11 protein-coding genes and 1 riboswitch are annotated in these 13,536 nt (G+C 65.0%); of the genes, 9 read left to right on the top strand and 2 right to left on the bottom strand.

What is annotated here, in order from left to right; all coding sequences use genetic code 11:
- Positions 1–40: 40 nt before the first annotated feature.
- Entirely contained in the window at positions 41–2,227 is a 2,187-nt protein-coding gene (locus WN73_RS40720) for a lytic transglycosylase domain-containing protein (protein ID WP_271557918.1), read from the bottom strand.
- Between the two features lie 325 nt (positions 2,228–2,552).
- On the opposite strand from WN73_RS40720, the gene WN73_RS40715 reads away from it, so the two are divergent.
- From WN73_RS40715 to WN73_RS40675, 9 genes are all read left to right on the top strand, one after another.
- Positions 2,553–4,289, top strand: a complete 1,737-nt coding sequence (locus WN73_RS40715; RefSeq protein ID WP_271557917.1) for an adenylate/guanylate cyclase domain-containing protein — start codon at positions 2,553–2,555, stop codon at positions 4,287–4,289.
- 103 nt (positions 4,290–4,392) lie between these two features.
- Entirely contained in the window at positions 4,393–4,569 is a 177-nt protein-coding gene (locus WN73_RS40710) for a hypothetical protein (protein WP_166466009.1), read from the top strand.
- 155 nt (positions 4,570–4,724) lie between these two features.
- A complete protein-coding gene (locus tag WN73_RS40705; protein WP_027548279.1) occupies positions 4,725–4,937 on the top strand; it encodes a hypothetical protein in 213 nt (70 codons plus the stop codon).
- Positions 4,938–5,077: 140 nt separating this feature from the next.
- A complete protein-coding gene (locus tag WN73_RS40700; protein WP_028171829.1) occupies positions 5,078–5,335 on the top strand; it encodes a hypothetical protein in 258 nt (85 codons plus the stop codon).
- An 87-nt stretch (positions 5,336–5,422) separates the two neighbouring features.
- Positions 5,423–5,644 carry a hypothetical protein gene (locus WN73_RS40695; RefSeq protein ID WP_028171830.1) on the top strand — a complete coding sequence of 74 codons (222 nt, stop codon included), beginning with the start codon at positions 5,423–5,425 and terminating at the stop codon, positions 5,642–5,644.
- A gap of 65 nt (positions 5,645–5,709) precedes the next feature.
- A riboswitch (cobalamin riboswitch) is annotated at positions 5,710–5,923 on the top strand.
- Positions 5,924–6,037: 114 nt separating this feature from the next.
- On the top strand, positions 6,038–8,272 hold the full coding sequence (locus WN73_RS40690; protein ID WP_271557911.1) for a TonB-dependent receptor: 2,235 nt from the start codon (positions 6,038–6,040) through the stop codon (positions 8,270–8,272).
- A 74-nt stretch (positions 8,273–8,346) separates the two neighbouring features.
- Positions 8,347–8,928, top strand: coding sequence for a hypothetical protein (locus WN73_RS40685; protein WP_028171832.1), 582 nt, complete (start codon positions 8,347–8,349; stop codon positions 8,926–8,928).
- A 1,248-nt stretch (positions 8,929–10,176) separates the two neighbouring features.
- Positions 10,177–11,901 (top strand): dihydroxy-acid dehydratase, encoded by a 1,725-nt coding sequence (gene ilvD, locus WN73_RS40680; protein ID WP_028171833.1) that lies wholly within the window; start codon positions 10,177–10,179, stop codon positions 11,899–11,901.
- On the top strand, positions 11,888–12,709 hold the full coding sequence (locus WN73_RS40675; RefSeq protein ID WP_162603528.1) for a tetratricopeptide repeat protein: 822 nt from the start codon (positions 11,888–11,890) through the stop codon (positions 12,707–12,709). Before ilvD ends, WN73_RS40675 begins: the two co-directional genes overlap by 14 nt.
- Positions 12,710–12,725: 16 nt before the next feature.
- On the opposite strand, the gene xth is transcribed toward WN73_RS40675, so the two are convergent.
- Positions 12,726–13,523, bottom strand: coding sequence for an exodeoxyribonuclease III (gene xth / locus WN73_RS40670; RefSeq protein WP_039185184.1), 798 nt, complete (start codon positions 13,521–13,523; stop codon positions 12,726–12,728).
- Positions 13,524–13,536 lie beyond the last annotated feature (13 nt).

The following is a 13,536-nucleotide window of genomic DNA, read 5'->3' as shown; positions in this document are numbered from 1 at the left end:
GTCAAGCCCCGCGCCGCGTCCAGCCCCGGCGGTCGCGAGGCTAGGGCGAGGGGGCTGCGGCCGATACCGTTGGTGCCGCGCTCACTTCCTGCGTCGTGACGCGCTGCTCGGATTTCGCGGCGACCATGCCGCTGCTCTCGAACCGCGCGCGGTAGACCAGCACGTTCTCGATCACACGCTGGACGTAATTGCGCGTCTCCGACAGCGGGATGCGCTCGACCCAGTCGACCGGATCGACCTTGGGATCCCTGGGGTCGCCGCGCGCCTGCACCCATTCGCGCACGCGGCCGCGGCCGGCATTGTAGCCGGCGAACGTCATGATCTGGTTGCCGCGATATTCCGACAGCAGCGCGCTGAGCTCGGCCGCCCCCATCTGCGTGTTGTAGACGGGATCGGAAACCATCCTGTCCCAGTCATAGGTCAGGCCGAAGCGCTTTGCGGTGTCGCGGCCCGCTTCCGGCGTCACCTGCATCAGCCCGACCGCGTTGGCAGCCGACCTGTCGCGCTGGTCGAACGAGCTCTCGGTGCGCGCCACCGAATAGATCACGCTGGTCTCGATCGCGGGTGCGACCTGCTTGTGCTCTGGGATGCCGATGGTCGGGAAGGCGTAATGGTCGAGCGCGAGCCCGCGCGCCAGCGCCGACTTGCCCACCTCCAGCATCACGCGGGCATCGTTGCGCTGTCCGGCCAGCTCGCCGAGGCCTTCGAGCGCGGCGACGTCGGTGCTCTCCTTGGCAAGATCCTCGGCGTAGTAGAACACCGTGTCGCGCTCGCCGATGCCATAGAGCATGTCGGCTGCGCGCACGCGCTCGTCCAGGGCTTGCGGGTCGGCTGCGGCCAGCACGGGCGAGGGCGGGCGCAGCTCGATGCGGTCGAGGCCGAGCTTGGCGCGGGCGAGCTGACCGTAATAGGCGGTCGGGTAGCGCGCCGCCGCTTGATAGCTCTGGCGCGCATCGGCCGGCGCCCCCATCGCTTCCGCGGCACGGCCGCGCCAGTAATGGGCGCGCGACAGCGCGAGTGGATTGGCCGAGCCTTCGTCGATCGCGGCGAAGTGCATCATCGCCGTCCTGGGATCGTCGAGATAGCGCAGCGCGATCCAGCCGCACATGAAGTGGTAGTCGACGCGGTAGACCTCCATCGCCGGCACGGCCGCAGCGCGCACCACGTCGTAAGCGGTCTTGAACTTGCCTTGGTCGAGCAGTTTTCGCGCGAGCAAACGGCGCTCGCGCCACCAGGCGTCGGTGTCCTGCGCCGCCATGGCGTCGGGTGCGGCGGCCAAAATCACCTCGGCCGCATCGTCGATGCGGTCCTTCTGGAGATGCCATTGCGCGCGGCACAGCACATAGCCGAGATCGCGGCGCGCCTCGGTCGAAACGTCATCGAGATAGTCCTTGGCCTTGTTGGCCTTGCCGGTGACGGCGGCGCAGGCCTTGACGATCGCGAGCGCATCCTCGCCGAGCCGTTTTGCCGCGCGCCTTGCGCCGGCATAGTCCTTGGCGCCGAGCCGCTTGTCCATGCGGGCGCGGTGGTCGTCGGCGGTGAGGAGATCGCGGAACGCCTCGTAGGAATCTTCCTCGCTGCGCTCCGACAATTCGTCCGTGCGCCAGGCCTCGCGGACGAGCCGCGTGGCCCTGTCGCTGTCGCCCTCAGTGAGCAGCACGCGGGCGAGCGCGAACTTGCCCTTGGCGCTGCTCGGGCGGTCCATGGTGAATTTGTGCACGGTGGCCGCGTCGGTCTTCTCCTGCCACAGCCGCGCCTCGGCGCGCCGGCGCAAAAGCGCGCTGCTCGGCCAGTCAGGATTGGCGGCGAGGAAGGCGGCATAGCGCTTGAAATTCGCGGTACTCTCGGAATGGCGCAGCATGAACCAGTCGGCGAGCTTCTGCCCGGCGGGATCCGCGATGCGGTCGCGCGCCGCGCTCGCGTCATCGGTCTTGCCCTTGCGCGCGAGATCGATCGCGTCCTTCAGCGCGGCGAGGTCGCCGGTCAGCGGCGGCGCTGCCGGCTTGTCTGACGGCTCGTCGTCCTGCTTCTTCGGCTTGCGCTTCGCCTCGGCGTGCTTGCCATGGCGCGATTTCGCCGCGGCGTGGCGCTGCTTGCCGGCTTTCGCCTCATGCGTCTTCTTCGACGCGGACGGTTTGTGACTGCTTTTCGCCGCCAGCTCCGTCGGAAGGAGAGCCAAGGCGGCCACGGCAACGACACACGCGAGCGAGCGTAGGCACTGGTTCATTCCGTGGTCCCCCCTGCGAAACCAGTACAAACCAAAGTCCGCGACGACATGCGGCTCGAGAATCAAAGTGACGCCGAAAACGATGCCACGGCATCGTTTCGCATTTGTCACGCTGTCGCAACAATGCGGCAAAATACGGATGGAAGGCGGGAACTCTTGCAACGGTGAATAGAATAGGCCCTTTAACCTTTGTTAACGAATAAGGCTCCGGCGACGGTTGCGCACCGTCCAGGGCGCCGTGAAGGGCCAGATTGCGCGTATTCCCGGGCTGAAATCCGGTGTATTGAGTTCCCTGACCCGTCCTTTCAGCCTTTGCCCCGCACCTATGCCGATTTTCAACCAGTCGATCCGGCGCAAGATCGTCGGCATCGCCCTCGGATTGATCGTCCTGATGCTGGTCACCTCGATCCTGTCGATGGTGATGTCGAGCCAGGTCGGCGTCCTCCTGGACGAGCTGACCAACCGCTACATCCCGGCCTATGGCGATCTGGCGCGCGCCAATATCCGCTCGTTGGAGCGGTCGGTGGCGCTGCGGCGCATGGTCATGATGAAGATGCAGGCGTCCTCGGACGAGGAGGCCTATGCGGCGCGCCTGCGCGAGTTCGAGGAAGCGGACCGCAAGATCGAGGAGGAGGCCGAGGGCGCACGCAAGCTCATCAACGCGATCATCGACGACCCGAGGACGCCGTCCGACAATGCCGCGCTGGCGCGGATCGAGATCCGCATCGAGACTGCCGTCACCGAGCTGCGCCGCGACCTGAACGAGGACCACGCAAAGCTGCTCAAGCAGGTCGACGCCAAGCAGATGGCAGAAGCCCGCAGTACGCTGGAGCATATCGACGCCATCCGCGACCAGTTCAATCGGAAGTTCGATGCGATCCGTGCCGACATGCTGACACAGGTCTTCGCTTCGACATCGCAGGTGATGAGCCACCAGCGCCAGGCCATCATCGTGTCGGGCATCGTGACCCTGCTCGCCGCGATCGTCGGATTTGCCTTCGCTCTGCTGGTGTCCGGCGGCATCACGCGGCCGGTGCGGCTGTTGCTGGCCGGCACCCGCGAGGTCGAGGCGGGGCGGTTCGACAAGACCATCGCCGTCTCGACCCAGGACGAGATCGGCGAGCTCGCGGCCGCCTTCAACCGCATGATCGAGCAGTTGCGCCACAACGAGCGCATCCGCGAGACGTTTGGCCGCTACATCGATCCCAAGGTGGTGCAGGGCCTGATCGAACGGCCCGAGGTCGCCATCGACGGCCAGCGCCGGGTGATGACCATCATGTTCTGCGACATGAGTGGCTTCACCTCGATGAGTGAGGGCATGACCCCGCGCGGCCTCGTAAAAGTGATGAACCACTATTTTACGGTGATGTCGGCCCCGATCAGGAGCAATCGCGGCGTCATCGACAAATATATCGGCGATGCCATCATGGCCTATTGGGGCCCGCCCTTCATCGAGGAGGATGAGCCGGCACTCCTTGCCGGCTGTGCCGCCATCGACATGGCCGACCAGGTGCCCGCGCTGCAGAAGCAATTGCCCGATCTGCTCGGCATCCGCGCCATGCCCGTGCCCTGCGACCTGCGCATCGGCATCGCCACCGGCGAGGTCCTCACCGGCAGCATCGGCTCCGAGCTGATGATGAGCTTCACCGTGATGGGCGATGCCGTGAACCTCGCTTCGCGGCTCGAGGCCGTCAACAAGGTCTACGGCACCCGCATCCTGATCTCGCAGACGACGGCGGATGCGGTCGGTGAGCGCCTCGAATTGCGCGAGATCGATCGTCTAGCGGTCGCCGGCCAGAGCGCGCCCCAGGCGATCTTCGAGGTGATGGCGAGGGCCGGCGTGCTCACCGCCGCGCAGGACGGCTTGCGCACGCTCTATGCCGAAGGTCTTGCCGCCTATCGCGCCCGCCGCTTCGACGAGGCCCGCGCCGCCTTCAACGCGGCGCTCGAAGCCGTCCCCGGCGACGGTCCCTCGCGCGCGCTGCTCGCCCGCATCGCGCAGTTCGAGGTCAATCCGCCGGACGAGAGGTGGGACGGTGCCTGGCGGCTGGAGCAGAAGTAAGCCGCCGCGGGAAAAATTGTTTCTACTCGATAACGATGTTCGCCGTGACCTATTTCCCAGGCTTAGGTTGATCGTCCTTGAGGCGTTTGATGGGGACACGCCGATGACAGAACTTGAGGACAGGCTGGAACGGTTCGAGACGCTCACGGCCGAATGCGAGCTGATCGCCAAGCTCGCCACCGACAGCACCAAGCGCGAATTCTATCTCAAGCTCGCCGAGCACTATTATCAGCTTGCGCGCGAGACGCGGGCTGCGGTCGCGACCAGCGCTGCGGCCTGAAGGCGGCTGCAATCCGTTCTTAACATTTGGCACGCATCCTTTGACGGGAGCGAGCGTCGCGATTCGCGATGGCTCGCAGTGGGAATGCCGGGACTCGCTGCAATGCAACGTGTCTCGCTGATGTTGCTTTGCCGGTGCTTTTTCGGGGCAATCCCATGCGTCTGCTTGCGGTCCTCATCCTCGCGCTCATGACAGCGGCCTGCAACCAGGAGCAGGACATCACCGGCTCGACCGCAGCCTGCCCCGTGCGGAACTACAGCTCCTACAACCCCCGCGACATGAACCAGTGCGTGGCCGCCTGCAAGGCATGCGACCATGGCAACACGGTCACCTGCACCACGTCCTGCACGCTCAAGGGCGCGCACTGAGCGGCCAGCGGTTTGCAGAAGCTTGGGGGCCGGGATCGCCGGCCCTCTTGGGCATTGAGGGGTTGACGGTGTCGGGGCACCGGAACGATTCACCTGACATAATCATTGGTAGGAGCAGGCAGGACGCGGAGTCGGATGGAATGGGTATGCTCGATCCCGGCCGGTTTCTGGTGTCGTGCTCGCAGTGCGACGCGTGGCCGATGGCGGCCAACGTCAAACGCTCGAGCTGGTCGACGTCCCCGAGCGAGGTCCGCTTCGTGTGTCCGCGCTGTCGCCGCGAGGAGACCGCGATCATCTCCGCTTCGGGCGAATTGACGCCGATCCGGCGCATCGACATCCCGCCGCGCGACGTCACGGTGGCCTGGGCTCAGGCACAGCGCCAGAGAGGGCGGGCGTAGGCGGCCGCTCTATTGCGCGATCCCGTGTCGGAACACGGGCGATCGTCGGGCGTTTCCGCCCCAACATCACGTATCGAGGCCGGGCGAATGATCAGCGCGCATTTCGACACCCGTACACGGATCAACATGAAGCTGGCGCTGGATCGGATTTGCCGCAATCGGCCCAGGGGCGAGGATCATGGGTTCCGCAGGTCGGTCGCCGAGAACATCGTCCGCTGCGCGCTCGCGGGCCGAACCGGCATCGGTCAGCTTGTCGATGCCGGTGAGCGGGCGGTGGTCACGACGCGCGCGGTGCCGAAGCCTGACTGATTGTGTTTGCCTCGCGTTTGCAGCTCATCGTTCAACCGGTCGATTGACTCTCCGTACGGCCGCCTCGTAGATTGATCGGTGACGGTTCTCCGCACGGAGATCAAAAGGGAACGTGGTGCGAGATTGTCCCAACGCCGGGATTGTCCCAACGCCACGGCTGCCCCCGCAACTGTAAGCGGTGAATCTTTCGTCATATGCCACTGGGAATCTCGGTCCTGGGAAGGCGACGTAAGGTAACGACCCGCGAGCCAGGAGACCTGCCGTCAGCCGTGGTCACACGCGAAGATGTCGGTCGGGGAGTACAGGCATTAGCTTCACCGGAGCAATCGATTGCTCCGCCGTAAAGCCTCGTTCGCTGTGACGTGCCACTGACGTCATGCCGAGGTTACAACTGTGTCCCGTATTGTCTCTGCCGCCAGGCGCCTTCGCGCCGGCATCGTTGCTGCCGTTTTCCTCCATGCGATCGATCTCCCCACAGCTTTCGCGCAGCAAGCCGCCGCCGAGCAGCTGCCGCCGGTCGAAGTGACCAGGCCCGACGATCAGAACCGCACACGCGCCAGGGCGATCGGCGATGGCGACACGGCGAGGCTGCGAGCCCCGAGCGGAGCGCCGGCAGGCAATGGCGCCGGCTCGTCCGGCTCCGGCGACGAGGCGGTCGCCGGCAACGGAGGCATCGTCGGGGCCGCCGCGACCGTCATCACGGCCGCGGATATCGCACATGCGCCCTCGCAGACGCTTGCCGAGATCATCGCGACGCAAGTCCCGGGTGCCCAGATCACGACGCTCTATGGCGGCCAGATCGGCGCGAAGACCAGCGTCGACCTGCGCGGCTTCGGCGCGTTTGCCACTGCCAATTCGCTGGTGCTGATCAACGGGCGGCGGCTGAACGACATCGACATCGCGCAGGTGGACCTCTCCACTGTCCCGCTCAATTCCATTGAGCGTATCGAGATCACGCGCGGCAATGCCGGCGCGGTGCTCTATGGGGACAATGCGGTCGGCGGCGTGATCAACATCATCACCAGGAACGGCGTCGGCGGGCCGCCCGTTGCCGCGCGCATCGAGGCCGGCTTCGGCTCGTTCGACACCAGGCTTGGCAATGTCTCGACGTCGCTCAATTCCGGTCCGTGGTCGACCTCGTTCTACGGCAATGCCGTCAAGACAGACGGCTACCGCGACAACAATCGCCTTGTCCAGGAGAATGGCGTCGGCAACCTGAACTACACGACATCAGACCTGACTGCTTTCGTCACCGTTACCGGCGACAATCAGGAGCTGCGATTGCCGGGCGGCCGCACCGTCGATCCGTCCATCGGCGTCGACGAGCTCGCGACCAACCGACGGGGCACCAGCACACCCTTCAACTACGCCAACCAGCAGGGCTTTGGCGCGACGGCCGGCTTCACGAACACCCTGGCCAACGGCATCGATCTCATCGTGGACGGCGGTGTGCGCGACAAGAAGCAGCAGAGCGCGTTCTTCTCCGGCCCAGCGCCGGTTCCCGCGTTGTTCACGTCCACCTATGTCGATGCCGATCTGACGACATGGTCGATCACGCCGCGGCTCAGCGTGAAGGGCTTGCTGCTGGGGATGCCGTCGCAACTGCTGACCGGCCTCGATTATTACGATGCGAGCTTTCAGCAGAACCGCGGCGCCGGCCAGGGGCTTGCGCCCTGGCACAATTACGATCTCAGGCAGCAGACGGTTGCGGGCTATTTTCAGCACACATTGGGTGTGGCGCCGACGACGGACGTCTCCTATGGCGTGCGGGTGCAGAGCGTCAGTCTCTCGGCGCGCGATCATTTTGACGCCGCAGCTCCGTTCAACACCGACATCGGCGCGCTCCCGCTCAGGAGCGACGAGACCCAATATGCGCTGCATCTCGGTGCCGAGCATCGCCTCAATGACATGGTCTCGCTGTTCGGCCGCGCTGCGCGCGCATTCCGCACGCCGGATGTCGATGAGCGTGTGTCGTCGGGGCCGTCCTTCGATCCCTTTACCTTCGCGCCGATCCCGCAAACCTTCCAGCTCAAGACCCAGACCTCGCAGGATGTTGAGGGCGGGCTGCGCATCAAGGGAGGCGGGCTGCAATTGCAGAGCAGCCTCTATCTGATGGACCTCGCCAACGAGATCCACTTCAGTCCGATCCTGTTCTACAACACCAACCTCGATCCGACCCGTCGTTACGGCTCGGAGACCAGCCTGTCCTATCGCGTCAACGGCTCTCTGCTCCTGCGCTCCGGCATGGCCTATACAAGGGCCGTGTTTCGCGAGGGCGTCTGGGCCGGCAACGACGTGCCGCTGGTGTCGCGCTACACCGCGAGTGCAGGCGTCACTTGGAACATCTGGCAGAACTATGTGGTGCTCGACGCCACCGCGCGCTTCTGGAGCGAGCGGCGCATGGACAATGACCAGGCGGGAACACAGCGGCCGATCCCAGCCAATGGCACGATCGACCTCAAGCTCAGCGGTCAGTACGAGCGCTACTTCTGGTCTTTGAGCGTCAACAACGTGCTGAACGCGCTCTACTACGACTATGCGATCGCAAGCACCTTCACGGACGGCCGCTTCAGTGCCTATCCGCTGCCCGGCCGCACCTATCTGCTCAAGGCCGGCGCCAATTTCTGATCAAGGCTCTGACCGCGACGGGGGCTGTCATAGGCCCCCGAATGGACTAGAATTCGAAAAGAAGGAGATCACTCATGGCTCTCAGCACCCTGCCGCCTTACGCCGACCGTTTCCGGCTCCATCCGGTCGCGCCGCGCCTTGCATCGATGTTCTGCTTTGCGCTGCTGGCGGTGTCATGCGCGCTCGCAAGTCTTGCGCTCGCCTGCGCAACGCCCTTTGCGGCCTTCGCGGTCGTCGCGGCCGCGATGTTGCCGCTGCGGCCGGCACTGCTCGTCGTCAGCGGCGCGTGGCTCGTGAACCAGAGCATCGGCTTCGGCGTGCTGCACTATCCCGTTGCCGGCAGCACGATCGCCTGGGGCATTGTCATTGGCGCTGCTGCACTCGTCGCGACCGCGGCCTCCTCCGCCGCGCTCCGTGCGCTGGCGCATGGCCGCACGCCCCTGATGCTGGCGATCACATTCGTCCTCGCCTACGCGGCCTATGAGCTCGTGCTGCTCGCTGCGACGCCGGTCCTCGGCGGAGAGGGCGCCTTCACCGCGGCCATCGTGGCGCGGATTGGACTGACCGGCGCCGTCTGGCTCGCCGGCCTCGTCGCCGCCTGCGAGATCGTCCGCCTGGTCGATCCGTTCGGGCGCAAGGGCGCGATGTCGGCCTGAGCGGCCCTCTGAAAGCCCCGGATGGGAGCGCAGTGAAATCCGGGCTACGAGATCTTGCGTTGCCCGACGGGCAAAACACCCCCGCGGTCGGTCAATCCGCTTGCGCAAAAATATTCCACTTTGCCGAAATTCTGATTTGCCGTATGTGTTGCCCATCCCGGCTTGATCTTGAGGGGCGATCTTGTGTCGTCACGTGTCGCGAGCCGGGCTTGCGGTGGACGCGGCAGCGTCGGGTACGAGAGGCCAAGGGCAGGGCGGATTGCTCTCCGTGAGCCCAGGACTTCGTGCTGGATGAGCGACGCTGTCAGGTTCGTCTCGCCTGTAAGTTTCCGGCTCCGTCGACAGGGCTGGGAAAACTGCGGCGAAATGGCGGGCCGTGCGTACGGCAAAACCGTGGGGTCCTGGCCGGCGTTGCTACGGTCAAGCTCTTGCGGATGCGGCAGTCGCGTCAACCGGCGCGGTGCCGGCGACTTTCGCGAGAGTGAGGGAGGCCAGAACGAACTCGGCTCCCGGGAGAGCACGGCATAAGCCGTCCAACCACTGCGCAGGGAAGGCCGAGGGATTGGCTACACCTGTATGCTGCTGTGCGGTTTCTCTGCGCTTGCTTTCGCGCAGCAGACCGCGGGTGCCGTCGGGCACCCGGCCTTCCCTGCGCCCTCTCGATTGGGAGTGTGGAGCGATCAAGCAAAGCTCGGGCGAAATCCGCCGCGAGGATGCGAAGGCGTGTCTGCGATTTACGATGCGAGTTGGAGGATGACGCCGATGCATCTCGCTCCGTCATTGCGAGCGCAGCGAGGCAATCCAGAATCCGTCAGCGGAAAGACTCTGGACTGCTTCGCTGCGCTCGCCACGACCATGTGGAGAGTGCGTGTCCACTGCCGGGGATGGCGGGCTTGGTGATGTCGACAGCGACTCACTCCAAGGTGTGGTGCGTGATCGGGCGCGTCGTACCCGCCTGGAAATCTCAGGTTGTGGATTGTCATCTTCGCGGGGGTATCCCAGTAGGCCGATCCGTGTCTTCCCGGTAACGAATGTGCCATCCACGCAACACTCCTTCCGGATTAAGCCCTCATCGTCAGCCGTTCGCATCACCGCCGCTTTTTAGCCACACCCGAACATGAATAAAATTGCTCGAATGTTTTAGGGGCAGCGGCGGTCCTCGAGGCGAACGGGAAATCCCAAGGTCGATTCAAATCTTGGGTCTGATTTTTCGGGTCTGAAAGGGTTGGCCGGGGAAACTGGTTTGCGATGAACGCAAAGACCAACATCAAGCAGAGGCTGCCGAGCCGTCACGTGACGGAAGGCCCTGCGCGCGCGCCCCATCGGTCCTACTTCTACGCCATGGGTCTGACGACGGAGCAGATCCACCAGCCCTTCGTCGGCGTCGCCTCCTGCTGGAACGAGGCCGCGCCCTGCAACATCGCTTTGATGCGCCAGGCGCAGGCGGTGAAGAAGGGCGTCGCGCATGCCGGCGGCACACCCCGCGAATTCTGCACCATCACCGTGACCGACGGCATCGCCATGGGCCATGACGGCATGCGCTCCTCGCTGCCGTCGCGCGAATGCATCGCCGATTCCGTCGAGCTGACCGTCCGCGGCCATGCCTATGACGCCCTCGTCGGCCTTGCCGGCTGCGACAAGTCGCTGCCGGGCATGATGATGGCGATGGTTCGCCTCAACGTGCCCTCGATCTTCATCTATGGCGGCTCGATCCTGCCCGGCAACTTCCGCGGGCAGCAGGTCACCGTGCAGGACATGTTCGAGGCCGTCGGCAAGCACTCGGTCGGCGCCATGTCGGACGAGGATCTCGACGAGATCGAGCGCGTGGCGTGCCCCTCGGCGGGTGCCTGCGGCGCGCAGTTCACGGCCAACACCATGGCGACCGTCTCGGAAGCCATCGGCCTTGCGCTGCCTTACTCGGCCGGTGCTCCGGCACCGTATGAAATCCGCGACGCCTTCTGCATGACCGCGGGCGAGAAGGTGATGGAGCTGATCGCCCAGAACATCCGGCCGCGCGACATCGTCACCCGCAAGGCGCTGGAGAATGCCGCAGCCGTTGTCGCGGCTTCCGGCGGCTCGACCAATGCTGCGCTGCACCTGCCGGCGATCGCGCACGAGTGCGGCATCAAGTTCGATCTGTTTGACGTCGCCGAAATCTTCAAAAAGACACCTTATGTCGCGGATTTGAAGCCGGGCGGCCGTTATGTCGCCAAAGACATGTTTGAAGTAGGTGGCATCCCGCTTCTGATGAAGACGCTGCTCGACAACGGATTTCTCCACGGCGACTGCATTACGGTCACCGGTCGAACGATCGCCGAAAACCTCAAGAGCGTGAAGTGGAATCCGCACCAGGATGTGGTGCACCCGGCAGACAAGCCGATCACCGTCACCGGTGGTGTGGTGGGTCTGAAGGGCAATTTGGCGCCAGAAGGTGCGATCGTGAAAGTCGCGGGAATGTCCAACCTGAGGTTTACCGGTCCGGCACGCTGCTTCGACCGGGAAGAGGACGCCTTCGAGGCCGTCCAGAACCGCACATACCGCGAAGGCGAAGTCATCGTGATCCGCTACGAGGGCCCCAAGGGCGGCCCCGGCATGCGGGAAATGCTCCAGACCACCGCGGCGCTGACCGGGCAGGGCATGGGCGGCAAGATCGCGCTCATCACTGACGGCCGCTTCTCCGGCGCCACCCGCGGCTTCTGCATCGGCCATGTCGGGCCGGAAGCCGCCATCGGCGGCCCGATCGGGCTGCTCGAGGATGGCGACATCATCGAGATCGACGCGGTCGCCGGCACCCTTAACGTAAAATTGAGCGACCAGGAGCTTGCCCAGCGCAAGACCAAATGGAGCGCTCGCGCGACTAACCACACGACGGGCGCGCTCTGGAAATATGCTCAGCAGGTTGGACCAGCGGTCGGGGGGGCGGTCACCCATCCGGGCGGTGCGCACGAGAAACAGTGCTATGCGGACATCTAGGCGTGCCATTGTTGCGTTTGTGTTGGGGGTCAGTGCGCTGGCCGTGCCGGCGCTCGCCTTCGACGGCGCGCCGGTCAACCAGAAGGACGCGACCATCCCGGTCGTGACCACCTTGCCGGGGGCCGCGGGTGCGGTGCGCAGCAAGGTGCCGCCAGCGACCCAGGAAACCTCGCTCAGCGCCCTGCAATATGCTGCCGAGGGCGGCCATCCGATCGCGCAGTGGAAACTTGGCCGCATGTACGCCAATGGCGACGGCGTGGCCCAGGACGACGTGCGCGCCTTCGAATATTTCAGCCGGATCGCCAACGCGCATGCGGAGGACAGTCCCTCGGCGCCTCAGGCGCAGATCGTGGCCAATGCCTTCGTCGCGCTCGGCCGCTACTACCTCAGCGGCATCCCGAATTCGAAGATCAAGCCGGACCAGGACCGGGCGCGGGAGATGTTCTCCTATGCCGCCTCCTATTTCGGCAATGCGGACGCGCAGTACGATCTTGCCCGGCTGTATCTGAAGACGCCGGACGCCTCGCGCGAGGATTTCCGCTATGGCGCGCGCTGGCTCGGGCTCGCCGCGCAGAAGGGCCAGCACGAGGCACAGGCGCTGCTCGGCCAGATGCTGTTCAACGGCGACCGCCTGCCGCGGCAGGCCGCCCGCGGCCTGATGTGGCTGACGCTGGCGCGCGACAGCGCCGGCAGCGAAGAGACCTGGATCAAGGAAAGCTACAATCGCGCCTTCGCGAAGGCCTCGGACGACGACCGCGCCATGTGCCTGCAAATGCTGGAACAGTGGGTGCAGGGCCGCCGGGAGTGATCCCGAAGAGGCGGCGTTACGCCGCCTCGAGATCCAGATCCGCCCATACCGGCACGTGGTCCGACGGCTTCTCCCAAGCCCGCACATAGCTGTCGATGCCGACATTGGCGAGCCGGTCGCTGGCCTGCGGCGACAGCAGCAGGTGGTCGATGCGCAGGCCATGGTTCTTCTGCCAGGCGCCGGCCTGGTAGTCCCAGAAGGTGTAGAGGCCCGGCTCGTCGGTGACGGCCCGCAAGGCATCGGTCAGGCCGAGGCCGAGCAGGGACTGAAAGCTCTCCCGCGTCTCCGTCTTGAACAGGGCGTCCTCGGTCCATGCCGCCGGATTGTGGACGTCGCGGGCATGCGGGATGACGTTGAAGTCGCCTGCGAGGATCAGCGGCTCCTCGGTCTTGAGGCGCTCCTTCGAATATTCAAGAAGTCGCGACATCCATTTGAGCTTATAGGGATATTTCTCGGTCCCGACCGGGTTGCCGTTGGGCAGATAGAGGCAGGCTATGCGCAGCACCCCGTGCTTGAGCGTCACCACGCCCTCGAGGAAGCGGGCATGGCTGTCCTCGTCGTCGCCGGCCAGCCCCGACTTGGTCTCGTCGAAGCGGAGCTTCGAGAGCAGGGCGACGCCGTTGAACGTCTTCTGCCCGTGCGTGACCACGTTGTAGCCGAGCGCCTCGATCTCCAGGCGCGGGAAGGCCTCATCGACGCATTTGATCTCCTGGAGGCAGACGATGTCCGGCTGGCACTCCTTCAGCCAGGTCAGGAGCAGGTCGATCCGCTGCCGGACCGAGTTGACGTTCCAGGTGGCTACTCTGATGGGCATTTCGACGGCTCCG

Origin of the sequence: Bradyrhizobium sp. CCBAU 45394, from assembly GCF_028128655.1 — a bacterium.
In the GTDB taxonomy this organism is placed as follows: domain Bacteria; phylum Pseudomonadota; class Alphaproteobacteria; order Rhizobiales; family Xanthobacteraceae; genus Bradyrhizobium; species Bradyrhizobium diazoefficiens.
Note: the sequence above shows the minus strand (reverse complement) of the source record. Positions and strands in the feature narration are given on the sequence as shown.